The organism is Rhodococcus sp. 21391 (assembly GCF_016772255.1).
In the GTDB taxonomy this organism is placed as follows: Bacteria; Actinomycetota; Actinomycetes; order Mycobacteriales; family Mycobacteriaceae; genus Rhodococcus_F; species Rhodococcus_F opacus.
In genome coordinates this window covers 2,786,272-2,812,089 of record NZ_CP063781.1, presented here as the reverse complement: position 1 = coordinate 2,812,089, position 25,818 = coordinate 2,786,272, and the positions used below count along the sequence as shown (strand labels likewise).

Sequence of the window (25,818 nt, the reverse complement as noted above, 5' to 3'; positions counted from 1 at the left end):
AAATTCCTCCCGGTCCGTGTCCCCGAAGTCTCAGTGTGGGTCCTGGCTCCATCGGCGCGTCAGGGTCATTGGTCACCACCTCGCCCGACCGGTTGCGCGTGGTTGCGGCAACGAAAGAACGCGGACGAAAGGCCCTAGTACACCGGCCGGTGGATCAGCGACAGTTGAGCAGGACAGGAGCTGACATGCACCACGTCATAGAAGTGCACAGTCTTCACAAATACTTCGGTCACGTTCACGCACTGGACGGGTTGGATCTCACCGTCGACGCCGGCGAGATCCACGGTTTCCTCGGGCCGAACGGTTCCGGAAAATCCACCACCATTCGTGTACTGCTCGGGATCCTGCGTGCCACGTCGGGTCTGGCCAGGATGCTCGGTCGCGATCCGTGGTCCGATGCAGTCGCGCTTCACCGTGAAGTGGCCTACGTGCCCGGCGATGTCACACTGTGGCCGTCCTTGTCCGGTGGCGAAACGATCGACCTGCTGGCACGATTGCGCGGCGGACTCGACGAACAACGCCGCGGAGAACTCATCGATCGGTTCGATCTGGATCCGCGCAAGAAGGCGCGGAGCTACTCCAAAGGTAACCGGCAGAAGGTAGCTCTGGTGTCGGCCCTCTCGTCGCACGCCAGGGTTCTGCTCCTCGACGAACCCACCTCCGGTCTGGATCCATTGATGGAGCAAGTCTTCCGCGAGTGCGCCCGCGAAGCGGTCGACCGCGGCGCCACCATCCTGTTGTCGAGCCACATCCTCTCCGAGGTCGAGGCGCTCTGCCATCGGGTGACGATCATCCGTGAAGGCAAGACAGTCGACAGCGGCGCCGTCGACTCGATGCGTCACCTCAGCCGCACTTCGATCACCGCCGAACTGCTCGGCGACCCGGGCGACCTGCACCACATCCCCGGCGTCGCGGATATCGTGATCAACGGCAGCACGCTGCATTGTCAGGTCGACAGCGGAGGCCTCGGCCAGCTGATCCGGGTGCTCGGGGACACGGGCGTCCGAAGCCTGGTCAGCACGCCGCCCACGTTGGAGGAGTTGTTCCTGCGGCACTATCGGGTGGGTGGCGCCCCGGACGAGCCGTCAGCCGGCAGGGTGAAGGAGCGGACATGACCACCGCGTCCGTGACCGGCCCCCGCGACGCTGCCGGGGTGCGCGCGGGTCTCACTGCGGACTTCGCCGGCACACTGCACCTTCTTCTACTCTGCCTGCGCCGCGACAGGGTCGTGCTTCCGTTGTGGACCGTGATCATCGGCGTACTGATGCCGATCACCTATGCCGGCAGCATCAAATCGGTCTACCCGACGGCTGCCGATCTGGCGAAGTTTGCGGCGGCGACCGCCGCCAGTCCCGCCCAGATCGCCATGTACGGACCCATATTCAACCCCAGTCCCGGGGCGGTGGCGATCTGGAAAGCCGGGGCGCTGTACACCGTGATCGCCGTCGCGGTGATCCTGACCGTGATCCGGCACACCCGGGCCGAGGAGGAATCCGGTCGCGCCGAGCTGATCGATTCGACCGCGGTCGGCCGATACTCCGGACTGACCGCCGCGATCGTCGTGGCCGCGGGTGCGTCGATCGTGACGGGAACCGCATTCGCCGTCGTGTTGCGCATCTTCGACCTGCCGCTGGCCGGCTCGATCGGCTACGGAGCCGCCCTGGCCGCAAGTGGTCTCGTGTTCACCGGCGTGGCCGCCGTCGCCGCGCAGTTGACCACCTCCGCCCGCACGGCCCGCGGCGTCGCGCTGGGCGCACTCGGAGTGTTCTTTGCACTCCGCGCCGTCGGTGATGCCGGTTCCGGGACATTGTCGTGGTGGTCGCCGCAGGGGTGGTCGTTGCAGCTGCGCCCGTTCGCCGAGGAGCGGTGGTGGGTTCTCCTGCTGCATGTGGCAGCGACCGCGGCGTCGACCGCCGCCGCCTACGTGCTGCTTGGCCGCCGCGACGTCGGTGGCGGACTCATCGCGGAACGCCCCGGCGGCGAGACCGCCGGGCCGGCTCTCGCGGGGCCCGTCGGTCTGGCGTGGCGGATGCACCGCGGGACACTGCTCGCGTGGACCGTCGCCCTGCTCCTGTACGGACTGTTGTTCGGCACTGCGGCCCACGGACTCGGCAACCAACTCGGCGACAGCCGGACGATCAACGACTTCCTTGCCCGCCTCGGCGGAAATGCAACCGTGGAGGACGTCTTCGTCGCCTTCGCGCTCACCATGCTGGGCATCGCCGCGTCGGCATACGCGATTTCCGCCGCCCTCCGGCTCCATTACGAGGAAACCGCGCAACGCGGCGAGCCGGTGATCGCGGGAGCGGTCGGCCGCGTCCGGTGGGCACTGAGCCACCTGCTGTTCGCGGTGCTCGGCCCAGCCGTCGCCATCGTCGTCGCCGGGGTCGCCGTCGGAGTGACGTACGGTGCGTCCGTCGGGGACATCTCGGACAAGCTCCCCGCGACGGTCGCCGGCGCACTGGTTCAACTTCCCGCGATCTGGATAGCGGCCGGAGTAGCCGTGGCACTGTTCGGACTGCGGCCCCGCCTCGCGCCCGCCGCATGGGCCGTCTATGTAGCGTTCATCCTGATCTTCACGGTCGGCTCCCTCACCGGCCTCCCGGCCTGGGTCCTCGACCTGGAACCATTCGGTCACCTTCCGAAACTTCCTGGTGGGGCGTTCGACCCGGCACCGATCGTGTGGGAATCGGTCATCGCGGCCACACTCGTCACAGTCGGATTGATCGGCTTCCGCCGACGCGACCTGAGGTGACCGATCTCGGTAGCGATTCTCGGCGGCGAACGCGGGACGTCAGTTCAGCGCAGCCCGCACCACCAGTGTGAACGTCGGCCGCGGATCCGTGGTGTCCCACCGGGCGATGCGATGCAGGATCACCCCCTCTGCGCAGGCCATGACCGCGGTGGCGGCGGTCTGCGGATCCCGTGCTCCCAGCCGGTGGAATGCCGACACGGCCGACGCCTCCATGGCTGTGCGTCCGCGCGCCAGCGCTTCCCGGAGAGCAGGGTCGTGGCTGGCCTCCAGGAACAGGACCAGCCGGGCGGCGGTGACGGTTCGGTTGGTGACGGTCGTGTAGTCGATCAGACGGCAGAGCGCATCGACGAGGTCCTCTGCGGATGTCGGTGCCAGCACGCCGACTTCGGACATCTCGCGTTCCACGATCGCGTCGACGGTGCCGGTGAGAAGCGCCGCCCGGGTACGGAAGTAGTTGGACGTGGTTCCCTTCGGGAGGTCGGCGCGTTCGTCGACCCGGGCGTGGGTGAGCGATCGCAGACCCTCGGTTCCGACCAGGTCGATCGCTGCGTCGAGCGCTCTCGTTCTCGTTGGCGTCACACCGCTACTATAAACATAGTGATTTGGCACTATGATCGTAGTAACGTGAGGTCATGAGACACGCGGCCCGCGAAAACGACAGACTTTCCGGCCCGAACGGCGAGCCGGACAACACCTTTCCTGCATTGGACGGTGTCCGGCACCGCTACCTCCGACTCCCCGGCCTGCGCATGCACGTGGCCGAGGCCGGTCACGGCGAACCGGCGGTGCTGCTCCACGGTTTCCCCCAGCACTGGTGGGAGTGGCGCGGGATACTCCCGGGGCTGGCCGCGCACTACCGGGTGATCTGCCCGGATCTTCGCGGCGCCGGCTGGACCGACGCCCCGCCCACCGGATACGACCGCGAGCAGTTGCTCGCCGACGTCGTGGCGCTGCTGGACGCGCTCGAACTCGACCGGGTCTGCCTGATCGCGCACGACTGGGGCGCACTGCTCGGATACGAGCTGTGCCTGAGCGCGCCCCACCGTGTCCGGAAGTACGTGAGCCTCGGTGTCCCTCACCCGTTCGTGCGGTTCGACCCACGGCTGCTGCTGACGATCGCCCGGCACGGCTGGTTCCAACCCGTGATCGCCGCACCGTTCTTCGGTCCACGCCTGCTCGGCCGGGGACATCAACGGCTGACCTACCACCTGCTGCGGGGTTTCACCACGAACCGGAACGCCTGGTCGGAGCGGGACATCGAACTGTTCGCCGAACGGCTGCGCGAACCGGCCCGCTCCGACGCGGCGTCCGCTCTCTACCGCTGCTTCATCATGCGCGAGGCCGCGCGGATCATGACCGGCACGTACAGGCACTGCCGGCTCAGCACCCCCACCCGGGCGCTCATCGGCGCCGAAGACCCCATCGTGCGCCCGGAGTTCCTCGGCGGATTCGAGGAGCGCACCGACGACTTCGGTGTCGAGTTCGTCGACGGCGCCTCACATTTCCTCGTCGACGAGACGCCGGATGTCGTGCTCGAACGGGCGCTCGAATTCTTCGCGCAGCCGGGTCCGTGTCACGAGGCGGCGACAGGCACCTGACGGACGGAATCGATGCTCCCCGGACGTTCGACCTCGCCGAGCGCGAATCCCACGCCGCGCACGGTGTGGACGACGTACGGCGATCCGACGGCCACCAGCTTCCGCCGCAGCGAGCAGACATAGGCATTGAGGACGTTCGTCTTCGATTCGACCGTCACACCCCACACCATGAGCATGAGGTCGCGGCGGGTGACGACTCGGCCGACATTCTGCGCGAGCACGGTGAAGAGGACGAATTCCGTCCGGGTCAGGGTGGTGCGCAGCCCGTCGTGGTCGGGTTCGTGAGACTCCTCGCACAGGCAGACGTCCTGCGCGCCGGGCTGTGCCTGTGCGGACACGTCGGGCTTCACCCGGCGGAGGATCGCGCGGAGCCGTGCGACGAGTTCGTCCGCCCCGACCGGCATCTCCATCACGTCATCGGCGCCGGCCTCGAGGAGGTCACTGCGGCGGTCGCCGGAACGGAAGGTGCCGATCACCACGATGGCGAGCGCGAATCGCATCGCTTTCAACGCCCGCACCGTGGTGTCGGCGTCGAGATGCGGCGATCGCGCGTCGACGATGACCACGTCGGGAGGTTCGATCCGCGATCGCACCGGTTCCGCGTACGTCCTCGTGACGAAGAATCCCCCATCCCGAAGGCGGTCGACGAGAGATGTCTCGACGTCGGCGTCGATCAGCAGAACACGCGGACGAGCGATGGCCGGGCTCGACACAGAGTTCATGCGGGTTCCTCCTGTTTTTCGAGCCTTGTTTGGGGTGCCAGCTAGATCAACCGGGGGCTGAGATCAAGTTCCCACGCCGCAGTTGATGACGATATCGAGCGAAACTCCCCTATCGTTACCGAAGAGGCCGCAGCATCACCCGATCGGGAGGTCGTTGTATGTCCCAACTCCAGCACCTCGCACTGCACGGGGAGGCAGTCGCATACCGGATGAGCGGTGAGGGCGAGGCGCTGCTGCTCGTCCACGGGATGGCGGGAAGTTCTGCGACGTGGCGTGCGATTCTTCCGCAATTGGCGCAGCGGTACCGGGTCCTGGCGCCGGACCTGCCCGGCCACGGTGATTCCGCGAAGCCTCGCGGCGACTACTCGCTGGGCGCGTTCGCCGCCTGGCTGCGCGACCTCCTGCACGAAGTGGACATCGAACGGGTGACCGTGATCGGTCAATCCCTCGGCGGCGGGGTGGCGATGCAGTTCAGCTACCAGCATCCCGAACTGTGTGACCGACTGGTCCTCATCGGCAGCGGCGGACTGGGACCGGACGTGAACTGGACCCTGCGGTTGCTGGCGGCGCCGGGGTCCGAGTTTCTCCTGCCATTGGTGGCGCCCCCGGTGGTTCGTGACGCCGGCAACAAGGTCCGTGGCTGGCTTTCGGCGGTCGGAATCCACTCGGTACGCGGTGACGAGATGTGGAACGCCTACTCGTCACTGTCCGATTCGGCCACCCGGCAGGCGTTTCTGCGGACGCTCCGCGCAGTCGTCGACCATCGGGGGCAGGCGGTGAGCGCGCTGAGCCGCCTGTACCTGAACGAGGGTCTCCCGACGCAACTGATCTGGGGCGATTCGGACGGCATCATCCCGGTCGCGCACGGATATGCGGCGCACGAGGCGATTCCCGGGAGCCGGCTCGCCGTCCTCGACGGGGTCGGGCACTATCCCCACCTGGAGGATCCCGCCGCGGTGGTCGAGATCATCGACGACTTCGTCTCCACAACGCCGGCGCGGACCTGAGCGATCGGTCGGCGACCGCGCTCGCGCGGCGTCCGGGGACCAGAATGTAGACGCTGACCAGCAGCACCCACGCCGGGAATGCCAATGTCGTCCACAGGCTGAAGTCGACGATCACCAGCAGAGCCAGAGCCAGCAAATACGTGGTCACGACGAGCCATCGCGGCATCAGGCCGGTCCGCAGCCAGATCGTCCCCAGCGAGATCATGAACACCGCGGCCATACGCAGCGCGTAGACGTGGTTGATCTGCAGCATGATCTCGCGGCCGAAGTAGACGATCTCGTTCGCGGAGCTGCCCGAGTGGCGGGCAATGGCGAGGACGCCGCCCGCCACCCCCATCGAGACGAAACCCATCGCGAGAAACAGCAATCCGCTGCCGAGGAACACCGTCGCGAAGAATCGGTCCTCGAGGTCGCCGAGCCGGTCGCGGATGACGCCGATGAACCAGAGGAAGGCGATCCCCGCGAACGGAGCAAGCAGCAGGGCGGCCTTGATCCGCGTCTCGCCGCTCCCCACCCAGGGGGTTTCGTCGAACGGGTCCGCCGGCAGCGCGGTCCGCAGCAGAACGAGGCTGGTTGCGAACAGCACGGCGAAGACGATCCCCGCGACGGCCGCCGAGCGTGGCGTTCTCAGCCGGTGGAACTCCTTCTCGCGCTGTGTTTCGGCCATGAGTCGATCCTCGCTCGAGTGGGGACCGGGAATCACCGATTCGCGTCAACCGGCGAACACGCACTCCGGTCGGTTTCCCGCTGGGCGGAACGCCGCATGGCGTGCCGCATCCCCGAGAACTGTGATGTCAATTACACATTCACGAGACTTCGACCACCGAATGTGACCACCCACCCCCACCGCCCGGCTCGGGTCGCCGCTGTGCCGCGGCACCGCCCCGAGTCCCGGGCAGGTATTCGAAAGGACCCGATGATGGTCACCCATGCGACCACCGAGCGATGGACGCCCCGCCTGATCTTCTCGCTCGCCTCGATCGTGTTGCTTCTGGAGATGCTCGCGGTCAGCTACATGATGATCTCGATCGCATTGCCGCAGATCGTCACCCACTACCGGACGACCCAGGGCGCGTGGTTGCTCACGTCGTTCCTGCTGGTGGGAGCGATCACCTGCCCGCTGATCGGCAAGCTCGCCGACACGCACGGCAAGCGCAAGCTCCTGCTGACGGCCGTGTGCCTGTCGGCGCTCGGGTCGCTGATCTCGGCGATAGCACCGACGTACGCAGTGCTGATCGCCGGCCGCGCACTCACCGGTCTGCTCGTGCCCTGCCTGTTCCTGAGCTACTCGCTCATCCGTGACGTCTTCCCCGCCCGGACGGTGGCGTTGGCGGTCAGCATCGCCACGAGCGGCATGGGACTCATCGCGATCCCCGCGCCGTTCTTCACCGGCCGGTTGATCGACAATTTCGGCTTCCGGAGCATCTTCTGGTTCTTCGTGGCCGGCCTGGTGATCCTCAGCGTCCTGATCCGGGCGACGACCGGGGAGTCGCCCGTGCGCCTGCGTTCCCGCATCGACCTGATCGGTGCGGCGCTCCTCGGCGCCGGACTCGCCGGCATCCTCGTCGGGGTGAGCTTCGGGCCCTCGTGGGGCTGGACGTCGGGGTCGACGATCGGATTCATCGCCGGCGGTGTGGCCCTGCTGGTGGCGTGGATCGTGTCCGCACGCCTGCTCGCGGACCCGCTGATCGACATCCGGTTCTTCGGTAAGCGGCCGGTGTTGCTGACGGCGCTCGGCGCGGGCTTCTGCTACGGCACGTCCTCGGTGTTCACGATCATGCTCCCGATGATGTGCATGACCCCGGCGATCCTGGGTCTCGGTTACGGATTCGGCATCAGCGCAGAGGGATTCGCGATCTTCCAGGCACCGTTGGGTGGCGCCGTGGTAATCGGCGGACTCATCGTCGGAACCCTGGTTCCCCTGAACGTCCGCCCCCGGGTCCTGATGGTCGTGGGCATGCTCGTGATGGCCGCCGCCTGCCTGCTCACGGCGATGATCCACGACGACAAGGCACTCCTGATCGGATTCGCCGCACTCCTCGGCGTGGGAATGGGCATGGGGTACGCCTCCATCCCGAACCTGCTCATCGCCGCGGTGCCGCCGCAATTGCAGGCGACGACGGCGAGCATGGTGGCGGTGTTCCAGAGCATCCTGCCCGCCATCCTTCCGGTGATCGCCTTCTCGGTGTTGAACTCGCACATCGCGACCGTCATGCAGGGGGCGGTCTTCTACACGGACACCGGCATCACGATCGCGTTCGTGATCGGCGCGATCTCCGCACTAGTGGGCGCGATCGTGGCCTTCGCGTTGCCCCGCCGGATTTCGCAGCTGAGCGCACCCGGTTCGGGGTCAGCGGCCGCCGCCGACACGGACGGGGCCGTCGTCCTCGCCCACTGAGCCGCCGGTCACGCACCGTCGTCGCCGCGGCTCCGCGAGGGCGCGGCGACGATCAGCAGGCGCCCCTGCTTCGTCGAAACCGCTCCCGGCCGTCGACCGAGTGGGAGGCTGAGGAGGGGAACAGTTCTCTGGTTCGACCCGGACGACAGGAGACCACCATGCGACTGACCACACTCGGCGACCTTCCCGCGCGCATCGCGACGGGGGGTTTCATCCTCCATACGGGGATACAGAAATGGTCGGCGGACGAGCAGACCGCCCAGGGGATTCACGGTATGGCGGCGGGAGCGTTCCCGTTCCTGAACGCGATTCCTCCGGAACGATTCATCAAGTTGCTCTCGGTCGCCGAGATCGGCACGGGCGCAGCACTACTCGCACCGTTTGTGCCCTCCGCCGTGGCCGGGGCGGCGCTCACCGGGTTCTCCGGTGGCCTCGTGGCCATGTACGCGAGGACGCCCGCGCTGCGTAACCCCGGCAGCATCTGGCCGAACGAGAACGGCATCGCCGTCGCGAAGGACGTGTGGATGCTCGGCATCGGGTTGGGTTTCGTGCTCGGCGGGTTGTCCCGTTCCCGCTGCCGCTGACTATCTGGCGTCGATCGGACCGAGTTCGGAGACTCCGTCGGCTATTGCTCGGGCACGACGCAGAAGTCGCTGTCGGAGAACCCCGAGGGCCGGACACGAGCGCCTGATTGAGACGTCCGCGGTGGTTCTCCCAGGCGATGGCCGCGGCGAGTTCGGTCAGTTGCGCCTCGGAGAACTCGGCGAGCAGTGGGCGTCGCAGGGCCTCGCCGATGTGGGCGGGTGTGCGGGTGATGGCCTCGGCGAACTCCAGCACCAGCTTCTCGGTGTCGTCGAATTCGCTGCTCTCACGAAATGTCGGGAGAGCGCGTAACTGCGCGTCGCTCACTCCGAGAGCACGGCTGAACGCCGATCCGATGTCGAGGCAGTACTCGCAGTTGGTCAGCGCGGCCGCCTTGATCTCGCCGAGCGCTTTGAGGCGGGGATCGACCCTGCGCTCGTCGCGAGCGCGAACTCGTGGAACCCGACGGCGGCGAGTAGCTGCGGTCGGCGCCGCAACCAGCGCAACAGGTCTGCCCGGTTACGGCGGGCGGTGGGAAAGACGCGACGAAACGAGTCCATCTGACCGAGGACGCTCATGCTGTCGGTCTGCACCCATCGCCGGGACGGGAACCCCTGTGGCGACCATTCGGCAATCGTGGTGTGTGGGCGTCGGGAGTGTTCTACGTTCGGAGCGGAGGCCCACCGCGCCGCACCCGAGGAGCCCAGCATGAAGGCTGTCATCTGCACCGAGACTCGCCTGGAGCTGGGTGACATCCCGGCTCCGATCCCGGCCCGGGGTCAGGTGCTGATCGATGTGTCCCGGTGCGGGATCTGCGGCTCGGACCTGCACGCCCGCGTGCACGCCGACGAGATGGCGGAACTGGCGGCCGAGACCGGCTACCGCGACTTCATGCGCTCCCACCAGCGAGTCGTACTCGGGCACGAGTTCAGCGGCACCATTGCGCACTACGGGCCCGGCTGCCGGAAACGGTGGCCGGTGGGTACCGCGGTGGTTGCGTTGCCCGTCGTCCGCACCGGTTCGGACATCCACCTGACCGGGCTGTCGGCCTCGGCGCCGGGCGGCTATGCGGAACAGGTGGTGGTGCAGGAGTCGATGACCCTGCCTGTGCCGAACGGGCTGTCGGCGGAGAAGGCCGCACTGACCGAGCCGATGGCGGTGGCGTGGCACGCGGTGCGGAAGGGTGACGTCGGCAAGGGCCGCGCCGCGATCGTCATCGGATGTGGCCCGATCGGTCTCGCCGTGATCAGCATGCTGAAGGCGTCCGGTGTCCGCACCGTGGTCGCCGCCGACTTCTCCACCCGTCGGCGGGAACTCGCCCGGCATTGCGGGGGCGACGTCGTGGTCGATCCTGCCGCGGCGTCGCCCTGGACGTCGTATCCGCGGCGCAGGGAGACGACCTCCATCACGGAGGTGCTCGCCCTCGGGCTGGACACCATGGAGAAGCTGCGTCGCATCCCGAAGCTGCCGCGGTGGCATGCCTTCACCCTCGCCGACGCGGTGGGCGCAACACCGTCCGGGCCGGTCGTCTTCGAGTGTGTCGGGATGCCCGGAGTCATCGACGGCATACTGGCCGGGGCGCCGCTGCGGTCACGTGTCGTCGTGGTCGGGGTCTGCATGGAGTCCGACTCCTTCCGGCCCGCACTGGCGATCAACAAGGAGATCGACCTTCGCTTCGCCATCGCCTACGATCCCCGCGAATTCCGCGACACACTCCAGATGCTCGCCGACGGAAAGGTCGATCCGACGCCGCTGATCACCGGCACGGTCGGGTTGGCCGGTGTCGAATCCGCGTTCACCGCGCTCGGCAGCCCCGAGGTGCACGCGAAGATCCTGATCGACCCCGAGAACGTCTCCGTCTCGTTGTGATTCGCCGAACGCCCATGAATGCCCACCATCCCCGGCTCCAGTGGGCCGTGCCGGCGCTTCTCCTCGCGCTGATCTACGCCGCGTCGCTCATCGTGTACGGGTTGAGCAGCCGCACCGGCGACGACGACGAACCGTTCGAGATCGGTAGCGACGAGGTCGTGGTCCTCGTGACGGCGAAGTCGCTGCAGCCGACGACCGACCGGGTGCAGGCCGAGGTGACGATTACCGTCGGTGAGAATTTCCTTCACGCCAACGGCGACACACTGAACCGGGACATCACGCTGCTTCTCATCCCGAGCACCAGCCACGAGGAGATCGTCTTCCGGGCGGGCGCCTCGGCCACGACCTTCGATACCGAGTTCATCGCCACCGGCAACGCGGCGTACTGGCCGTTCGACCGGTTCGAGGTGAATCCGATGGTGGTGGAGGCGTATCAGGGGCTCGGCGCCGACCGTGAACTGGTGCCCACGGCCCTGTTGCTGGAGGGCCGGGTCGACGGGTGGAAGGCGCGCGCCGAGGCGGTGGCGGTCGACACGGACCTCTCCCGGAACGGCACCGGCGCCGCGCTGATGTTCGCGCGCACGGGCGGGAACCTGATCTACGCCGGAATCCTGCTGCTGATGATGACGATCCTGGCGGGCCTCGCCGCCTTCGTCGCGCTGCAGACGTTCCGCCGCAAGCGCGCCGTCAACACCGACATGCTGGGCTGGATGGCCGCGATGCTGTTCGCCGTCGTGCCGTTGCGCGGAATCCTGCCGGGAAGCCCGCCGATCGGGTCGTGGGTCGACATCGCCCTCACGGTGTGGGTGGTCTCCACACTCGTCGCGTCGCTGGCCCTGTTCGTGTTCTGCTGGTGGCGGGACAGCGAGCCCGGACGGCACGAGGTGGTTGCCACGAGAGCGCCGGGTTCGGAATAGTCGAGGACATGGTGCGCCGGACCGGAAGAGTGCTGCCGCCCTGGTATCTCGCCCACGTCAACAGGGTGATCGTGGGCCTGCATCGCTTGGGCGTACCGATGCCGATGCCGGCGCTCACCGTCCCCGGCCGGAAGACGGGCGTGCTGCGGTCGACGCCCGTCTCACCGTACGAGGTGGACGGCCGGCGCTACGTCGTCGCGGGATACGCCGAATCGGACTGGGCGAAGAACGCCCGGGCCGCCGGGCGCGGTGAGCTGACCCGGGGGCGGCGACGCGAGCGTGTCCGACTGGTCGCGCTGCCGGTGTCGGAGCGGGGCCGGATCCTCCGCGAGTTCCCGACCCGGGTGCCGCACGGGGTCACCATGTTCCTCAAGGCCGGGACGGTCGCGAACTCCTCCCCGGAGGCGTTCGCGGCCGCCGCGGACCGGTGCGAGGTCTTCCGCATCGAGCCGCTCGACTGACGGGATCACCGAACCTCGAGCGTGCCCACCATGTTCGGGTGATAGGTGCAGTGGAACGCGAACGTGCCCGGCTGACCGGGGACGGTGAACGTCGCGGTCGCACCCGGTTTAACCTCCACGTCGAACAGGTCGCCGGTGTCCGCCGTCACGGTGTGTTCGGCGGTGTCGTCGTTGCGGACGGTGACCTCTTCTCCCGGCGCGAACGTGCCGGGCAGGGTGTACGTGAAATCGGAGATCACGATCTCCCGCTGAGCCCCCGCAGGCATCGACATCGGCATCGACATGGACATCGACGGCATGCCGGACATGGGATGGTCCCCGCCGTACGCCGTTTCCGCCGAACCGGACGAGTCGTCACCGTCGCTTCCGCACGCGGCCAGCGCGAAGACGGCCAGCAGGATCGGCAGGACAAGTGTCAGAACGCGTTTCATGGTGTCGCCTCCGGATGACGGTGAGAACGGATGCCCGACGCCCCGCTCCTCGCGGGAGTAGTACCCGTTTTCACGGCCTGCACCCTTCGTGTGCCCCGTGACTCGTCAGCCGCCGTTCAGCGCCTCCTGCGTCTCGAGGTTCGCCACCGGGGTGCGGAGCGAGGCGACGGCGTCCGCGTAGAGCGAGGACTTGATCTCACCGAGTGTGCGTCCGCGGGTCGCGACGAGGCCCTGCGCATGTTCGACGGCCCTGGTGAGCACGTGCTGCTCGGGGGCGACCTCGTCGACGAACCCGAGCTCGCTCGCCGCGACGCCACCGTACCGACGGCCGGTCACCAGGGCGGTGTGCACGGCCCGCGCGGGCAGGCGGGCCGCGAGCAGCGCAATGCTGCCCGGCGCGTAACTCGCCCCGATGGTGATGCCCGGCAAGCAGAAGTAGCCGCGGTCCTCACGCATCACCCGGTGATCGTGGGCCGCCGCAAGGATTGCGCCGCCGCCGAAGGTGTGCCCGGTCAGGGCGGCCACGGTCGGCAGGGGGAAGGTGAGGATCCGCGCGAACAGGGCCTGCACACGGTCGATGTAGGAGTTCAGCTTGTCAGTGTTGGCGACGACCCAGGCGGTGTCGAGACCGGTGGAGTAGAACTTTCCGAGTCCCGTCGTCACCAGTGCGGCGGGACCGTCGTGTTGCTCGACCTGATCGAGCAGGCCCTCGACCTTGTCGATCCAATCCGGGTGGAAGGCGTTCTCGCTGTCCGGTTCCCCCTCCTCACCGAAGTACAGGACGAACACATCTCCCGAGCGCTCCACGTAAGGCATGCGGCGAGGCTACCCGGAGACGGGCGCGTCGCGCCCCTCGAGCACGCACACCTCGGTGGGTGAAGTTTCAACTGTCGCGGGGCCGGGTATGTCGATCGTCAAATAGCTGAGGCGGTGGACGATGAAGAGCGGAACAGGCATTGCCGACACCCGCACCGTTCGGGACTACATCCACACGGTGGCCAGGAGCGTTCACGCCGACTCCATCGACTGGTGGGACAGCGACAGCATCGAAGTCGTCCTCGTTCTGCCGCTCCGGTTGCACTATCTGCCGGGACGCAACGCGGTGCTGGCGTGGAACCGGACCTTCGGCTGGTCGCTCGGCGTCGAAGGATTGGGCCGCCGCAGCGTCATCGTGATCGCCGGCCTCGGTATCGGGCGGATGCCGTCACCCGCCGTGTGCGCGGAACACGCGGTGGAGTTGATCGACGACTACTGCCGCTCGACACCCGCATCGCCGGTTGCGCCGACAACCGGTCCCGGCACGTCGACCGCCGCGGATCGGTGTCCTCGCATTGGGCGGGACGCTACCGGCAGCGGACGGCGGGACAGAGTCGTCCGCCGGCCGTGACCACGGCCGCCGGGGGCCACGACGACAGCGTGGCCCAACCGCATTCCCCCGCGCAGGAGCAGCCGATCATCGCCGCGGAGGAGGGCGCGGCGCGCATCAGCACGGCGGCGCATCCGCTCGGGAAGCCCGGACCGCGGTTCGATCGCCGGTCCCCGTTCTTGATCGGGATGGCCGGAGCCGCCGGTGTCGCCGTCACGTACGCCCTGATCGAGGTCGTTCTCGCGGCCCGCGGGGTGCTGGTCCTGATCGCCGTCGCCGCATTCCTCGCGATCGGCCTCGAACCCGCCGTGTCCTGGTTGGTGCGGCACGGATTTCCCCGATGGGCCGCGGTCGCAACGGTTTTCGTCCTCTCTTTCGCCGTGCTGGCCGGGTTCCTGGCCGCGGCGATCCCGCCGATGGTGACGCAGGGCGGCGCCCTCGTGCACAACGCCCCGGACTACCTGGGGCACCTCGAGCAGAACTACCCGGTGCTGGGGGAACTCAGCACCCGCTTCCATCTGCAGGACGAACTGCGCCGGGCACTCGATGCGGGCAATGTACCGATCGTCGTCGGCGGGATCGTGGGTGCGGGCAAGTTCGTGTTCAGCGCGATCAGCGGCACCGTGATCGTGGTCGTGCTCACCGCCTATTTTTTGGCCGACTTCGCGCACATCCGGTCGTCGATCTACCGCCTGGCCCCGAACTCGCGGCGTCCACGCACGATTCTGATCGGCGACGAAATCTTCGCGAAGGTCGGCGGATACGTGCTCGGGAACCTCCTGATCTCGTTGATCACCGCCGTCCTCACGTTCGTGTGGCTGGTCGCCTTCGACGTCCCCTACCCGTTGCTGCTGGCCGTCCTGGTCGCCGTGCTGGATCTGATTCCGGTGGTCGGATCCACCCTCGCCGGTGTCGTGGTGGCGCTGGTCGCCCTCACCGTGTCCCTGCCGGTGTCACTGGCCACCATCGTCTTCTTCATCGCCCTCCGCCTGTTCGAGGACTACCTTCTCGTTCCCCGCATCATCGGCCGAACCGTCAAGGTGCCCCCGATGGTCACCGTCGTCGCCGTCCTCATCGGCGGCGCACTGCTGGGGATCGTCGGGGCGCTGCTCGCGATACCTGTCGCCGCCGCCGTTCTGCTTCTCGCCCGCGAGACGGTGTTTCCGCAGCTCGACCGCGGCTGAGCAGGCGGGGCACGAAAACGGCCGTGCGGAAGAAGTTTCCGTGTTCTGCTTACCCTGGAGACGTGGGATGCGCCGGGGCATGCTCGGGCCGTGTTCCGAGCATGGAGAAAGAGGCGCTGAATGTCGGTGATGAGTCCCACCGAGGCGATGTTCGTGCTGTTCGAGACGCCGTCGCATCCCATGCACGTGGGTGCGCTCGAACTGTTCGAACCGCCGCCCGAGTCGGGGCCCGATCATGCCCGGGCCATGTTCGAGGCGTTGATCTCGCACGAGGGCGCGTCGGACACGTTCCGCCGGCGCGCCGTACGTCCGCTCCGGGGCGCCAGTTATCCCTGGTGGTCGTTCGACGACCGCATCGATCTCGGCTACCACGTCCGGCACACGGCGGTCCCGGGCCGGGGCCGCATGGAGGATCTGCTGTCGCTGGTGTCCCAGATGCACGGCATGCCGCTCGACCCGCAGCACCCGATGTGGGAGATGCACGTCATCGAGGGGCTCGCCGACGGACGGACGGCCGTGTTCTCGAAGATTCACCTGTCGCTGATGGACGGACCGGCCGGGCTGCGACTTCTCCATCACGCCCTGTCGACCGACCCCGACGCCCGCGACTGCCCCGCACCGTGGACGCCCGGGGTCGCCGGCACGCCGCGGCGGGAATCCGTGCTGCCGGTGGCCATGGTCCGGGCCGGCGTGCGGGCCGCCACCAGCATCGTCGGGGTGTTGCCTGCGCTCGCGAAGGTCGCGTACGACGGCGTCCGCGAGCAACATCTGACCCTTCCTCTGCAGTCACCGCCCACGATGCTCAACGTTCCGGTCGGCCGGGCCCGGAAACTGGCGGCACGGTCGTGGCCGATCCGGCGCCTGGTGTCGGTGGCCACCGCGGCCCGCACCACGATCAACGCGGTGGTGCTCGCGATGTGTTCGGGGGCGCTGCGCCAGTATCTCCTCGAGCAGTACGCGCTGCCGGACGCGCCGCTGACGGCGATGCTGCCCGTGCCCCTCGACCTCGGCGGCACGATGATCGGTCCGCGCGGCCGCGATCACGGCGTCGGCGCGATGGTCGTCGGCCTCGCCACCGACGAAGCGGATCCGGCGGCACGCCTGGCTCGCATCAGCGAATCGGTCGAGCACACCAACCGTGTGTTCGGCGCGCTGAGCCACACCCAGTTCCAGCTGATGAGCGCGCTGGCGATCAGCCCGATCCTGCTCGAGCCGGTCCGCCGGTTCGTCGACGACACTCCCCCGCCGTTCAACGTGATGATCTCGTACATGCCGGGCCCGTCGAGGCCGCGGTACTGGAACGGCGCCCGCCTCGACGCGGTCTATCCGGCGCCGACGGTCCTCGGGGGTCAGGCGCTCAGCCTCACCCTCACCAGTCGGTCCGGTCAGCTCGACGTCGGCGTCGTAGGCGATCGGCACGCCGTCCCCCATCTTCAGCGGATCATCACGCACCTGGAGACGTCGCTCAGCGACCTCGAGCACGCGGTCGCCGCGTCCGGCACCTGACCCTAACCGGGTGGCTGCCGCAGGGACGTGCGGTTCTCCTCCCAGCACCGGGTGACGTGATCGCCGACGAGGTCGTCGAAGGCCAGGCAGGCCGCGGCCCCCAGCAGGATGTCGTCGGCTACTGCGGGCCGTGCCGCGACCAGCCCGCCGGCGAGGTCGCGGCAGACGATCTGTTCGTGCACGGAGTCGGCTTCCACGTGCTCGTCGAAGAACAGGGTGGCCGCCTTCCCGAATCCGAGGCGGCGCAGTCCGGCGGCGTACTTCTTGCTCGGCAGTGCGGACGTGGTCTCCACCGCGCACAGGTGCCCCACCAGGGCCCCGAGACGGCCGCGGTGCAGGCCGAACAGGGACAGCGCGTTGAGGGACGCCAGCGTCACTGCGGGCACCGCGTCGATGTAGTGCGCGTAGTCGCCGGACAGCCCGAGCTCGCGCATCGTGGTGGCGAACAGCGCCGAGTGCATCCTCTCGGGCCTGCCGCCGCCGTATTCGTCGGACTGCACCTCCACCAGCGCCGCTTTCGGTGCACCCGCGAGCCGCGGAATGCCGAGCGTGTGCACGTCGGCCTCACGCAACTGGTTCAGCGAACGGTGGATCAGCAGCTCCCGGAACTGGGTGAGATCCGCGTCGTGGGCCATGTGACCGGACAGCCCCGGCGCCGTGCTGGGGGCGGTCATCGCCCACAGCGCTGTCACCACGTCTTCGGCGCCGGTCGGCGCGTCGGCGACGTCACGGATCGCGGCGTCGAACGGGACCTCGAGCGCCGATCGGGCGGCGATCAGGTCGCTGTTCCACTCCCACTCGTCACCGACACCGGTGATCCCCTGCAGGTGCAGTTCGTAGAGCGCGGTCAGGCAGATCTGCGCGTCCTCGTCGACGAGGAACGCCCGGGGACTGTCGCGCGCCGACGAGGCGAGGGAGCGTGCCGCCGCCACGAACGGTTCGGCATCGGCGCCGTCGGCGCGCAGAATGGAGAACAGGAGATCGCTGACGGGACCGCGCGGCTTCGGGAAGGGCATCGACGTTCCCGATTGCGCCACCGTGTCCGACATCGACCGAGAGTGCAAAGTAGTCATATGAACTCCATTCCCATTCCCGGGGCCGACGAATCTGCCGGGGCCGACGAGTCCGACGTCACGATCACCGTCTGCCCTGATGGTCCACTCCTGGTGCGGGGTGCTGCGCGGATCCTCGACACCGACGGTAACCCGCTCGGCGGCGATCGGGCCACCGTGGCGCTGTGCCGGTGTGGGCGGACGAGCATCGCTCCCTTCTGCGACAGTTCGCACAAGAAGCGGCGTCGCCCGTAGGACTGTTCCGCATCAGTTCTGCTTCCGACTCTGCGCACGGCGGCGCGCGATCACGAACGTCACGACGCCGACAAGGATCACGATGGCGATGATTTCCATCCGTACCGGTTACCCACTCCGCGGAAAAGCTACGCCGGGCTCCCGCTGTGCCGCCGGACGTGCCGTCGAGAAGTGCAGTGGGACAACCGAAAACGCGAACGGCGCGACATCGGCGGTGATGGTGGGGTGAGAAACGCGTCCCCGTTATTGACACCATGGGGTAACGTCAGAGTCCTGCACGGTTGAGCCCCCAGCCGCAATGGACGGGCACGGTTCACGCGCCTTATTTCGTGCCTGTCTCCTACGTCGCTCGATCGTGAGGAAACGACATGAAATCTGTTCTCAGTGCGCTGCCGACACGCTACGACCCTGCCGACAATTCGACGCTGTTCAGCTGGGCCGTCGAGCCTGAGCACGGGCGGCTCTCCGTCGTCAGTGCGCCCGGTGCCGGCGGAATTCTCGTCGTCCGGATATCCGGTGACATCGACGTCACCACCCTCCACACCTTCGGGAACCACCTCGACGAGGCGATCAACGAACGACTTCCGTTCGTGCTCGACCTCACGGACGTGCAGTTCTTCTGCGCGTCTGCCCTACCGATACTCGACATCATGGCCGGTCGCGCCCGCAGGCTCGCCGTGCCGTGGGCGGTGACCGGCAACACCGCTCTCCGCAGGCCGTTGACGGCAATGCACATGGCTGCACAAATCCCCTTCTGCGCCGACCTCGAGGACGCCTTCCGGCTGGTCGCCGAGGCAATTCACCAGGGTGGGCGCTCGGCGTGAAAGACACTGCTCCGTACGGCACGTCCGACTTCGTGGTGGTCGCCAACCGACTGCCCGTGGACATGGAGACACTCGACGACGGGACGACACGCTGGAAGCGGAGCCCGGGAGGCCTCGTCACAGCCTTGGAACCGATCCTTCACGACCGGGAACGCGGTTCCTGGGTGGGCTGGCCCGGTGTGCCCGACACGAAGGTCGAACCGATCGTCTCCGGCGGGATCGACCTGTACCCGGTGGAGCTGAGCTCGGCCGAGGTCTCGCTGTACTACGAAGGATTCTCGAACGCGACGCTGTGGCCGCTGTACCACGACGTGCTGGTGGCGCCGGTCTTCGACCGGGATTGGTGGCACTCGTACCTGGACGTGAATCGCCACTTCGCCGAGGAGACCGCGCGCACCGCGGCCGAGGGCGCAACGGTGTGGGTGCAGGACTACCAGCTGCAGCTGGTGCCCCGTCTGCTGCGGGAGCTGCGCCCCGACCTGACCATCGGGTTCTTCCTCCACATCCCCTTCCCGCCCGTCGAACTGTTCATGCAGTTGCCGTGGCGCAAGGAGATCGTGGAGGGGCTGCTCGGCGCTGACCTCATCGGCTTCCACCTGCCCGGCGGCGCCAACAATTTCCTGTTCCTGGCGCGCAGGCTGCTGGGACTCGACACCACCACCGCAGGCGTCGGCGTGCGCAGCGCACTCGGCCGGGTGACACTCGACGACCGGGTCGTGCAGGTCGGAGCGTTCCCCATTTCCGTCGACTCGCGGCAACTGGTCGAACAGGCCACCGATCCCGCCATCGTCGAACGGGCCGCCGAGATCCGCCGCGAGCTCGGGAACCCCCGCAAGATCCTCCTCGGAGTCGACCGACTCGACTACACGAAGGGCATCGACCTGCGGCTCTCGGCGCTCGGCGAACTGCTCGACGAGGGCCGGCTCGATCCGTCCGACACCGTGATGGTGCAGCTCGCCACCCCGAGCCGTGAACGCGTCGAGCACTACATGAAGATGCGCAGTTCCATCGAGGAGCAGGTCAGCCACATCAACGGTGATCACGGTCAGATCGGCCGGCCGGTCGTGCACTACCTCTATCAGCCGGTCGATCGCAGCGAGCTGATCGCGCTGTTCCTGGCCGCCGACGTCATGCTGGTCACCCCGATGCGTGACGGGATGAACCTCGTCGCGAAGGAGTACGTCGCCTGTCGAGCGGATCTGGGTGGGGCGCTGGTGCTCAGCGAGTTCGCCGGTGCCGCCGCCGAACTCCGGGGCGCCTACCTGGTGAACCCGCACGACCTCGACGGAGTGAAGAACACGATCATGGCCGCCCTCGACCAGGAGCGGGAGCAGGGACGGCGCCGCATGTCGCGGCTGCACCGCCAGGTGCTCGACCACGACGTGCACCGCTGGGCGCAGTCGTTCCTCGGCGCGCTGTCTCCGGTCGCCGGCGACTGATCAGTCGCACTACCCCCGTCGTATCTCGGCAGAGGCCGAAGGAGTACCCATGATTCGCGTTGCCTCCGTCCCGGAGTCACACGTCTACGTTCGTCATCTGGCCGACCCGGACGGAGGCGGCGACGTCGTGCGTCTCCCCGATCCGGTCCCGGCGGACGGTCGCAAGGTCCCCGGCGGATGGTGGCCACCGCTCATGCTGGATCCGGGATGGATCAGCCGCCACCATCGCGACTTCGACGTGTTCCATATTCATTTCGGGTTCGACGCCATCGATCCGGCCGAGATGAAAGACATCGTCCACGAACTGTCCGTCCGCGGAAAGCCGCTGGTGTACACGGTGCACGACCTCCGCAATCCGCACCACCCGGACCCCGAGCCGCACCTCGAGATCCTGGACGTACTGGTGCCTGCCGCCACCGAACTGGTCACCCTCACCGACGGCGCGGCCGCGGTTGTCGACGCGAACTGGGCCCGCATCGCGACCGTTCTCGACCACCCGCACGTCGTGGAGCGGCCTCTGATCGAGCGTCCCCGCCCGGACTCGGACGACTTCGTGGTCGGCGTCCACGTCAAGAGCCTGCGCGCCAACATGGATCCGTTCCCGGTACTGGACACCCTGGCCCGGACCGTCTCCGGGCTACCTGGAGCGCGTCTGCAGATCGACGTCCATGACGAGATCTTCGAACCGGGCAATTACTGGTACGCGCCGGACGCGGCGGCGCGACTACTGCAGTACCGAGATGCCGACTGCGTCGAGGTGCGTGTCCACCCGTATTTCTCCGACGACCAGTTGTGGGACTATCTGTCGTCGCTGTCGATCTCGGTGCTGCCGTACCGCTTCGGCACCCACTCCGGATGGCTCGAGGCATGCCACGACCTCGGCACCGCGGTGGCTGCGCCGACGTGCGGCTTCTACTCGCAGCAACAGGACTGCGCCACTTACGGATTCGACGAGGAATCCTTCGACGCGACCTCGCTCGATCGAGCCATCCGCACCCTGTACGGGTCCGAGACGGCCCGGGCGACGTGGGACGCGCGCGCAACACAGCGGCGCCTCCTCGCGCGTGCACACCACGACCTGTACGAAAGAGCGCTGTCGTGGCGTGCACTGCCGTGAACGGCGATGCGCTCCGCATCGCCCTGATCGCCTCGAGTCGGCACCCCATCCGGCAACCGTTCCCCGGCGGCCTCGAATCGCACGTCTGGCATCTGGCGCGAAGCCTGTGCGCCGACGGGCATCGGGTAAGTCTCTTCGCCGGACCAGGATCCGATCCGGGCCTCGGTTGCGCCCACCTGACGGTGGAGACCTTGGCGACGAGTGTCGCCGCCCAGCAGGACGTGTCCATGCCACCGATGGACTTCCTGCGGGAGCACCATGCGTATCTGCGGTTGATGCTCGATCTCGCCGGGCCGCTGGCGGGGTCGTTCGACGTGGTGCACAACCACAGCCTGCATTACCTTCCCGTAGCCATGGCCCCCGCGGTTCCGATACCGGTGCTGTCGACCTTGCACACACCGCCCACTCCGTGGCTCGAATCGGCCCTCGCCGTCCGGGCCGGCACCGACGCACATTTCGTGGCCGTGAGCAGGCACACCGCGGCAGCGTGGAGTCACACCGTCGACCGCATCGATGTCGTGCCGAACGGTGTCGACGTCGACGGCTGGCCCGAAGGGGCCGGCGGCACGGACCTCATCTGGTTCGGCCGACTGGTACCCGAGAAGGGTGCGCACGTCGCGGTCGCGGCGGCGCGCCGCGCGGGCTTCGCGATCCATCTCGCCGGACCCATCAGCGATCCTGCCTACTTCGAGAGCACGATCGCACCCCTGCTGGGTGCCGACGTGACCTATCTGGGGCACCTCACCCAGCCCGAGTTGGCGACAGCGATCGGTCGTGCGGCGGCGGCCGTGATCACTCCACTGTGGGACGAACCCTACGGGCTGGTGGTGGCCGAGGCGCTCGCCTGCGGCACACCCGTCGCCGCGTTCGCGCGCGGCGGTATCCCCGAGGTGGTGTCCGCCGACTGTGGTCGCCTCGTCCCGCCCGACGACGTCGATGCCCTCGCCGACGCGATACCGCGGGTCGTCGCGCTGCCACGTGGGGCGGTGCGAGCGCACGCCCGGGCGCACTGCTCCAAACGCCGCATGGTGGATGCCTACGTGAGTATCTACCGTCGGCTCGCGGCGAACCGTGTCCGCGCCGACGGCGAGCGGCGGGAGGCGTCGTGATCGGCTACTACATCCACCACCACGGGTCGGGGCATCGGATGCGCGCGTCGAGCATCTGTGCGGCTCTGGACACGCCCGTCACCGCGCTGTCCTCGGCGCCGATCGCTCCCGGCGCCCCGTTCGCCGACAGCGTCTCACTGGCGCGCGACGACCGTGGTTCCTCCCCCGAGAACCCCACCGCCGACGATGCTCTGCACTGGGCACCCGTGCACGACGTCGGGTTGCGGACTCGCATGTCCCGCATAGCGTCGTGGGTCGACGAGACCCACCCCAGCCTGCTCGTCGTCGACGTATCGGTGGAGGTGGCGGCGTTCGTTCGGCTGCTGGGCGTGCCCGTGGTGGTGATCGCGATGCCCGGCGAACGCACAGATCCAGCCCATCACCTCGGCTACCGGCTGGCCGACCACATCGTCGCCGCATGGCCGCAGGCAATGTACGACCCGGAGTGGTTGCGGGAATTCGCGCACAAAACCACCTTCGTCGGAGGAATCAGCCGGTTCGACGGCCGCGCACCCGCCGGCGGCCCCGACTCGGCCCGCCCGCGGATACTCGTTCTCAGCGGTGCCGGGGGCACAGCGGCGACGCTCGCCGACGTCCGTCGATGTGCACACCGTCACCGCGGATACCGATGGCAGGCGCTCGGGGTTCCCGGGGCACCGTGGGTGAACGACCCGTGGCCGGAGCTGTGCGGTGCCGATGTCGTCGTCTCCGATGCCGGCCAGAACTCCCTCGCCGAGATCGCCGCCGCGCGCCGCCCTGCGATCGTCATCGCCCAGCCGCGGCCGTTCGGGGAACAGGAGGCCACAGCGGACGCACTCGCCCGCGGAGGACTCGCCGTGACGGTACCGCAGTGGCCGGAGCTGAACCGGTGGCCGGCCCTCCTCGACCGGGCACTCGCCCTCGGCGGCGAACGCTGGGTGTGCTGGCAGACCGCGGGTGCCGCCCCCCGTGCAGCGGCAGTCATCGACAGTCTTGCGAAACGGGCGGAATCGGTGACATGAAGGTCGCGGTCGTGACGATCGCCGCGCACCGGGACCGTCACCTGCGGATGCAGCTGCGTTCCCTCGGACGGAGCCGGCGCGCCTGCGACGACCACGTCGTCGTCGCAATGGGTGACCCGCGGACGATGGACGCCGTCTCCGCACATGGACACGCGCGGGGAATCTGGTTGGACCATGACGAGGGACGACTGCCACTGGCGGCCGCACGCAACATCGGCGCGGCCGCCGCGCTCGCCGGCGGCGCCGATCTACTGGTCTTCCTGGACGTGGACTGCATGGCCTCCGAGGAGCTTCTGGACCGCTACGTGTCGGCGGCCGAGCATCCGGGCAATCGGTCGGCCCTGCTGTGCGGCCCCGTGACGTACCTTCCGCCGCCCGGTCCCGGAGGATACGACCTCGACGGGCTCGACCAGCTGCGATCCCCGCACCCGGCGCGCCCCGCACCGCCGAACGGGTCCGTGACGGCCGGAACCGATTTCGATCTGTTCTGGTCACTGTCCTTCGCGCTCGGCCGCGCGACCTGGCAGCATGTCGGCGGGTTCTGCACCGACTACTCCGGCTACGGCGGGGAGGACACCGACTTCGCGCAGACCGCCCGCGCCGCGGGCGTCGGTCTGAGATGGGTGGGCGGAGCCGACGCGTTCCACCAGCATCATCCGGTGTCCGATCCGCCCGTCGAGCATCTGCGTGACATCCTCGCCAACGCCCGCACCTTCCACCGCCGCTGGGGGCGGTGGCCGATGCGGGGCTGGCTGAAAGCGTTCGAAGCCGGCGGTCTGATCGAGTACGACCGCGACCTCCATACGTGGGTGAGGACATGACCTCACTCGGGATTCGTCGTCACCGATTCGACGATGCGGCGCGCCACCTCCGCCAACTTGATGTGTTCCTGCTGCGACTGCGCGACGAGGATCTCGAACGCCTGGTCCGCGGAAACGCCCCGCAGCGCCATCACGATGCCCTTGGCCTGCTCGATGACCGCGCGGGACTTCATGGCCCTCGTGAGGCCCGAGACTTCGTTCCGGGCCAGCTCCACGCTGCGGGCGCTTCTCAGCAAACCCTCGATCGCCGTCGTGTAGACGAGCAGCACCACGGCGTCGAGTTCGCTGAACCCGTGATCCCCCCGCCCGTAGATGTTGAGGGTGCCGGCGAGGGCCTCGTCGACGGCGAGCGGCGCGGACAGGAAGCTGCGCATACCGGCCTGGTCGAGATTGTCCGCGACCGACGGCCACCGGGCCGCGGCCTCCCCGAGCCGGGCCTTGACGACCTTCCGTGTTCCTGCGACACCGAAGTAGTCGCCGTCGATGGCCTGGAAGTTCTCGATGTCGATCTCACGGATCGCCTCGTCCGTGTACGCGACGGTCACTACCCGCCCGTCGCGTAGCAGCGATATCCCGGCCATGTCGGCGTCGGCGATCGCGTCCACCACCTGTTCGCAGACCCGCTGAAGCAGCAGGCTCATCTCCACCTGCGAACCGGAATTGCGATTGAACTCGTCCAACGCGGTTGCCAAGGAGCCCAATTGGGCAGCGATCGTCGCGCTGTCGAGATCGGGGGACATCGACTCAGGGTGCTCACCCACAGTCTCGGCCATTCTCGGATACACCTCAAATTCCGGGTGTAACCGACAGGACACCCACTGAACGAACGCAGCAGTTGTCTCTACCGTCGAGAAGACTTTACTCGACCCCGGGACCGTCCTCGTCCACCGATCCCGTCCCGGACGGCGAGCCGGGAGATTCCCCGGTCAGCAAGCTCAGCGCCGCCGCACACGGCCGGAGGATGCTGCCGGCGCTCATCGACGAACCCCGGGTCAGACCGCTGTGGGAGGCACCGCATCCTCGAAGTTGCCGAGCCGTTCCTCCGCCGTCCGGCGGGCGGCGACGTGAGCGTCGCGGCTGTCGGCGAAGGCGACTTCGGATCGGATCACCTCTGCCAGAGCCTCCACGAAACGACCGCCTGTCCCCACCTCCTTCCGGCGGCGACCGGACCGGCGGCGCGTCGCACGTTGGCGCGCGCTCTCCGCCGTCCAGGCCACGGCGTCGAGGGCGTCGTCCAGTTGCACGCGCACCTGCGCCGACCGTTCGGCCCAACGATCGGGCCGTCCACCGGTTCCGGCGCCCACCGCGACCGCCAGGATGCGGTCGCCGAGCATCGCCGGCTGATCGGAATCGCCGTACGCCCACGAGCACAGGCGCCGGAGCGCGGTGATGCAACAGCCTTCT

27 protein-coding genes and 1 pseudogene are annotated in these 25,818 nt (G+C 68.1%); 19 read left to right on the top strand and 9 right to left on the bottom strand.

Going from position 1 to position 25,818, the window contains the following annotated elements; translation table 11 throughout:
- The first annotated feature begins 185 nt into the window (after window positions 1-185).
- Together GO592_RS13185 and GO592_RS13180 are read left to right on the top strand one after the other, a co-directional pair.
- Entirely contained in the window at window positions 186-1,115 is a 930-nt protein-coding gene (locus GO592_RS13185; protein ID WP_007298910.1) for an ABC transporter ATP-binding protein, read from the top strand.
- On the top strand, window positions 1,112-2,755 hold the full coding sequence (locus GO592_RS13180) for an ABC transporter permease (RefSeq protein WP_007298911.1): 1,644 nt from the start codon (window positions 1,112-1,114) through the stop codon (window positions 2,753-2,755). The genes GO592_RS13185 and GO592_RS13180 overlap by 4 nt, the downstream gene beginning before the upstream one ends.
- A gap of 39 nt (window positions 2,756-2,794) precedes the next feature.
- Here the strand turns inward: GO592_RS13180 and GO592_RS13175 are convergent, their stop codons facing one another.
- Window positions 2,795-3,334, bottom strand: coding sequence for a TetR/AcrR family transcriptional regulator (locus tag GO592_RS13175; protein WP_007298912.1), 540 nt, complete (start codon window positions 3,332-3,334; stop codon window positions 2,795-2,797).
- A gap of 53 nt (window positions 3,335-3,387) precedes the next feature.
- Here GO592_RS13175 and GO592_RS13170 point away from each other — a divergent pair, with 53 nt between their 5' ends.
- Window positions 3,388-4,353, top strand: a complete 966-nt coding sequence (locus tag GO592_RS13170; RefSeq protein ID WP_007298913.1) for an alpha/beta fold hydrolase — start codon at window positions 3,388-3,390, stop codon at window positions 4,351-4,353.
- Here GO592_RS13170 and GO592_RS13165 read toward each other — a convergent pair.
- Window positions 4,329-5,075, bottom strand: a complete 747-nt coding sequence (locus GO592_RS13165; RefSeq protein WP_007298914.1) for a response regulator transcription factor — start codon at window positions 5,073-5,075, stop codon at window positions 4,329-4,331. The two genes, GO592_RS13170 and GO592_RS13165, sit on opposite strands and share 25 nt — an antisense overlap.
- 158 nt (window positions 5,076-5,233) lie before the next feature.
- Between GO592_RS13165 and GO592_RS13160 the strand changes: the two genes are divergently transcribed.
- Window positions 5,234-6,082 (top strand): alpha/beta fold hydrolase, encoded by an 849-nt coding sequence (locus GO592_RS13160; protein WP_007298915.1) that lies wholly within the window; start codon window positions 5,234-5,236, stop codon window positions 6,080-6,082.
- Here the strand turns inward: GO592_RS13160 and GO592_RS13155 are convergent.
- Window positions 6,042-6,749 carry a hypothetical protein gene (locus GO592_RS13155; protein ID WP_007298916.1) on the bottom strand — a complete coding sequence of 236 codons (708 nt, stop codon included), beginning with the start codon at window positions 6,747-6,749 and terminating at the stop codon, window positions 6,042-6,044. The two genes, GO592_RS13160 and GO592_RS13155, sit on opposite strands and share 41 nt — an antisense overlap.
- Before the next feature lie 249 nt (window positions 6,750-6,998).
- On the opposite strand from GO592_RS13155, the gene GO592_RS13150 reads away from it, so the two are divergent.
- Complete coding sequence (locus GO592_RS13150; RefSeq protein WP_007298917.1) at window positions 6,999-8,480, top strand: MFS transporter; 1,482 nt, start codon at window positions 6,999-7,001, stop codon at window positions 8,478-8,480.
- A gap of 158 nt (window positions 8,481-8,638) precedes the next feature.
- Window positions 8,639-9,064 (top strand): hypothetical protein, encoded by a 426-nt coding sequence (locus GO592_RS13145; RefSeq protein WP_007298918.1) that lies wholly within the window; start codon window positions 8,639-8,641, stop codon window positions 9,062-9,064.
- 41 nt (window positions 9,065-9,105) lie between these two features.
- Here the strand turns inward: GO592_RS13145 and GO592_RS13140 are convergent.
- Window positions 9,106-9,640, bottom strand: a pseudogene (locus GO592_RS13140) (carboxymuconolactone decarboxylase family protein).
- A gap of 130 nt (window positions 9,641-9,770) precedes the next feature.
- On the opposite strand from GO592_RS13140, the gene GO592_RS13135 reads away from it, so the two are divergent.
- From GO592_RS13135 to GO592_RS13125, 3 genes are read left to right on the top strand one after another with little or no spacing between them, the layout of a single operon-like run.
- Window positions 9,771-10,931, top strand: coding sequence for a zinc-binding dehydrogenase (locus GO592_RS13135; RefSeq protein ID WP_007298920.1), 1,161 nt, complete (start codon window positions 9,771-9,773; stop codon window positions 10,929-10,931).
- A gap of 14 nt (window positions 10,932-10,945) precedes the next feature.
- Window positions 10,946-11,848, top strand: coding sequence for a DUF4436 family protein (locus GO592_RS13130; RefSeq protein WP_007298921.1), 903 nt, complete (start codon window positions 10,946-10,948; stop codon window positions 11,846-11,848).
- 8 nt (window positions 11,849-11,856) lie between these two features.
- Window positions 11,857-12,309 carry a nitroreductase/quinone reductase family protein gene (locus GO592_RS13125; RefSeq protein ID WP_007298922.1) on the top strand — a complete coding sequence of 151 codons (453 nt, stop codon included), beginning with the start codon at window positions 11,857-11,859 and terminating at the stop codon, window positions 12,307-12,309.
- Between the two features lie 5 nt (window positions 12,310-12,314).
- On the opposite strand, the gene GO592_RS13120 is transcribed toward GO592_RS13125, so the two are convergent.
- Both GO592_RS13120 and GO592_RS13115 read right to left on the bottom strand, forming a co-directional pair.
- Window positions 12,315-12,740 carry a cupredoxin domain-containing protein gene (locus GO592_RS13120; RefSeq protein ID WP_007298923.1) on the bottom strand — a complete coding sequence of 142 codons (426 nt, stop codon included), beginning with the start codon at window positions 12,738-12,740 and terminating at the stop codon, window positions 12,315-12,317.
- 105 nt (window positions 12,741-12,845) lie between these two features.
- On the bottom strand, window positions 12,846-13,556 hold the full coding sequence (locus GO592_RS13115; RefSeq protein ID WP_037203807.1) for an enoyl-CoA hydratase/isomerase family protein: 711 nt from the start codon (window positions 13,554-13,556) through the stop codon (window positions 12,846-12,848).
- Window positions 13,557-13,677: 121 nt separating this feature from the next.
- On the opposite strand from GO592_RS13115, the gene GO592_RS13110 reads away from it, so the two are divergent.
- From GO592_RS13110 to GO592_RS13100, 3 genes are all read left to right on the top strand, one after another.
- A complete protein-coding gene (locus GO592_RS13110) occupies window positions 13,678-14,127 on the top strand; it encodes a DUF6292 family protein (RefSeq protein WP_007298924.1) in 450 nt (149 codons plus the stop codon).
- Window positions 14,124-15,290, top strand: coding sequence for an AI-2E family transporter (locus GO592_RS13105; RefSeq protein WP_007298925.1), 1,167 nt, complete (start codon window positions 14,124-14,126; stop codon window positions 15,288-15,290). Before GO592_RS13110 ends, GO592_RS13105 begins: the two co-directional genes overlap by 4 nt.
- 120 nt (window positions 15,291-15,410) lie before the next feature.
- Entirely contained in the window at window positions 15,411-16,796 is a 1,386-nt protein-coding gene (locus GO592_RS13100) for a WS/DGAT/MGAT family O-acyltransferase (protein ID WP_007298926.1), read from the top strand.
- Window positions 16,797-16,798: 2 nt separating this feature from the next.
- Here GO592_RS13100 and GO592_RS13095 read toward each other — a convergent pair whose 3' ends face one another.
- Window positions 16,799-17,845 (bottom strand): iron-containing redox enzyme family protein, encoded by a 1,047-nt coding sequence (locus GO592_RS13095; RefSeq protein WP_007298927.1) that lies wholly within the window; start codon window positions 17,843-17,845, stop codon window positions 16,799-16,801.
- A 24-nt stretch (window positions 17,846-17,869) separates the two neighbouring features.
- On the opposite strand from GO592_RS13095, the gene GO592_RS13090 reads away from it, so the two are divergent.
- From GO592_RS13090 to GO592_RS13060, 7 genes are all read left to right on the top strand, one after another.
- Complete coding sequence (locus tag GO592_RS13090; RefSeq protein ID WP_007298928.1) at window positions 17,870-18,103, top strand: CDGSH iron-sulfur domain-containing protein; 234 nt, start codon at window positions 17,870-17,872, stop codon at window positions 18,101-18,103.
- Between the two features lie 368 nt (window positions 18,104-18,471).
- The gene (locus tag GO592_RS13085; RefSeq protein ID WP_007298929.1) at window positions 18,472-18,927 is read left to right on the top strand and encodes an STAS domain-containing protein; all 456 of its coding nucleotides are present in this window, start codon (window positions 18,472-18,474) and stop codon (window positions 18,925-18,927) included.
- Window positions 18,924-20,366, top strand: a complete 1,443-nt coding sequence (locus tag GO592_RS13080) for an alpha,alpha-trehalose-phosphate synthase (UDP-forming) (RefSeq protein ID WP_007298930.1) — start codon at window positions 18,924-18,926, stop codon at window positions 20,364-20,366. Before GO592_RS13085 ends, GO592_RS13080 begins: the two co-directional genes overlap by 4 nt.
- Before the next feature lie 49 nt (window positions 20,367-20,415).
- Complete coding sequence (locus GO592_RS13075) at window positions 20,416-21,483, top strand: hypothetical protein (protein WP_007298931.1); 1,068 nt, start codon at window positions 20,416-20,418, stop codon at window positions 21,481-21,483.
- Window positions 21,465-22,592 carry a glycosyltransferase gene (locus GO592_RS13070; RefSeq protein ID WP_007298932.1) on the top strand — a complete coding sequence of 376 codons (1,128 nt, stop codon included), beginning with the start codon at window positions 21,465-21,467 and terminating at the stop codon, window positions 22,590-22,592. Before GO592_RS13075 ends, GO592_RS13070 begins: the two co-directional genes overlap by 19 nt.
- Window positions 22,589-23,593: a glycosyltransferase gene (locus GO592_RS13065; RefSeq protein ID WP_007298933.1), complete on the top strand. Its 1,005-nt coding sequence runs from the start codon at window positions 22,589-22,591 to the stop codon at window positions 23,591-23,593. Before GO592_RS13070 ends, GO592_RS13065 begins: the two co-directional genes overlap by 4 nt.
- On the top strand, window positions 23,590-24,414 hold the full coding sequence (locus GO592_RS13060) for a glycosyltransferase family 2 protein (RefSeq protein ID WP_007298934.1): 825 nt from the start codon (window positions 23,590-23,592) through the stop codon (window positions 24,412-24,414). Before GO592_RS13065 ends, GO592_RS13060 begins: the two co-directional genes overlap by 4 nt.
- 2 nt (window positions 24,415-24,416) lie before the next feature.
- Here the strand turns inward: GO592_RS13060 and GO592_RS13055 are convergent, their stop codons facing one another.
- Window positions 24,417-25,187 carry a GAF and ANTAR domain-containing protein gene (locus GO592_RS13055; protein WP_007298935.1) on the bottom strand — a complete coding sequence of 257 codons (771 nt, stop codon included), beginning with the start codon at window positions 25,185-25,187 and terminating at the stop codon, window positions 24,417-24,419.
- A 219-nt stretch (window positions 25,188-25,406) separates the two neighbouring features.
- Complete coding sequence (locus tag GO592_RS13050; RefSeq protein WP_007298936.1) at window positions 25,407-25,748, bottom strand: hypothetical protein; 342 nt, start codon at window positions 25,746-25,748, stop codon at window positions 25,407-25,409.
- Window positions 25,749-25,818: the final 70 nt, after the last annotated feature.

What these genes read in the sequence shown, in the direction of transcription:
- GO592_RS13185 (WP_007298910.1), top strand. Translation starts at nt 186, where the DNA reads ATGCACCACGTCATAGAAGTGCACAGTCTTCACAAATACTTCGGTCAC.
- GO592_RS13180 (WP_007298911.1), top strand. Translation starts at nt 1,112, where the DNA reads ATGACCACCGCGTCCGTGACCGGCCCCCGCGACGCTGCCGGGGTGCGC.
- GO592_RS13170 (WP_007298913.1), top strand. Translation starts at nt 3,388, where the DNA reads ATGAGACACGCGGCCCGCGAAAACGACAGACTTTCCGGCCCGAACGGC.
- GO592_RS13165 (WP_007298914.1), bottom strand. Translation starts at nt 5,075, where the DNA reads ATGAACTCTGTGTCGAGCCCGGCCATCGCTCGTCCGCGTGTTCTGCTG.
- GO592_RS13160 (WP_007298915.1), top strand. Translation starts at nt 5,234, where the DNA reads ATGTCCCAACTCCAGCACCTCGCACTGCACGGGGAGGCAGTCGCATAC.
- GO592_RS13155 (WP_007298916.1), bottom strand. Translation starts at nt 6,749, where the DNA reads ATGGCCGAAACACAGCGCGAGAAGGAGTTCCACCGGCTGAGAACGCCA.
- GO592_RS13150 (WP_007298917.1), top strand. Translation starts at nt 6,999, where the DNA reads ATGATGGTCACCCATGCGACCACCGAGCGATGGACGCCCCGCCTGATC.
- GO592_RS13145 (WP_007298918.1), top strand. Translation starts at nt 8,639, where the DNA reads ATGCGACTGACCACACTCGGCGACCTTCCCGCGCGCATCGCGACGGGG.
- GO592_RS13135 (WP_007298920.1), top strand. Translation starts at nt 9,771, where the DNA reads ATGAAGGCTGTCATCTGCACCGAGACTCGCCTGGAGCTGGGTGACATC.
- GO592_RS13130 (WP_007298921.1), top strand. Translation starts at nt 10,946, where the DNA reads ATGAATGCCCACCATCCCCGGCTCCAGTGGGCCGTGCCGGCGCTTCTC.
- GO592_RS13125 (WP_007298922.1), top strand. Translation starts at nt 11,857, where the DNA reads ATGGTGCGCCGGACCGGAAGAGTGCTGCCGCCCTGGTATCTCGCCCAC.
- GO592_RS13120 (WP_007298923.1), bottom strand. Translation starts at nt 12,740, where the DNA reads ATGAAACGCGTTCTGACACTTGTCCTGCCGATCCTGCTGGCCGTCTTC.
- GO592_RS13115 (WP_037203807.1), bottom strand. Translation starts at nt 13,556, where the DNA reads ATGCCTTACGTGGAGCGCTCGGGAGATGTGTTCGTCCTGTACTTCGGT.
- GO592_RS13110 (WP_007298924.1), top strand. Translation starts at nt 13,678, where the DNA reads ATGAAGAGCGGAACAGGCATTGCCGACACCCGCACCGTTCGGGACTAC.
- GO592_RS13100 (WP_007298926.1), top strand. Translation starts at nt 15,411, where the DNA reads ATGTCGGTGATGAGTCCCACCGAGGCGATGTTCGTGCTGTTCGAGACG.
- GO592_RS13095 (WP_007298927.1), bottom strand. Translation starts at nt 17,845, where the DNA reads ATGTCGGACACGGTGGCGCAATCGGGAACGTCGATGCCCTTCCCGAAG.
- GO592_RS13090 (WP_007298928.1), top strand. Translation starts at nt 17,870, where the DNA reads ATGAACTCCATTCCCATTCCCGGGGCCGACGAATCTGCCGGGGCCGAC.
- GO592_RS13085 (WP_007298929.1), top strand. Translation starts at nt 18,472, where the DNA reads ATGAAATCTGTTCTCAGTGCGCTGCCGACACGCTACGACCCTGCCGAC.
- GO592_RS13075 (WP_007298931.1), top strand. Translation starts at nt 20,416, where the DNA reads ATGATTCGCGTTGCCTCCGTCCCGGAGTCACACGTCTACGTTCGTCAT.
- GO592_RS13060 (WP_007298934.1), top strand. Translation starts at nt 23,590, where the DNA reads ATGAAGGTCGCGGTCGTGACGATCGCCGCGCACCGGGACCGTCACCTG.
- GO592_RS13055 (WP_007298935.1), bottom strand. Translation starts at nt 25,187, where the DNA reads ATGGCCGAGACTGTGGGTGAGCACCCTGAGTCGATGTCCCCCGATCTC.
- GO592_RS13050 (WP_007298936.1), bottom strand. Translation starts at nt 25,748, where the DNA reads ATGCTCGGCGACCGCATCCTGGCGGTCGCGGTGGGCGCCGGAACCGGT.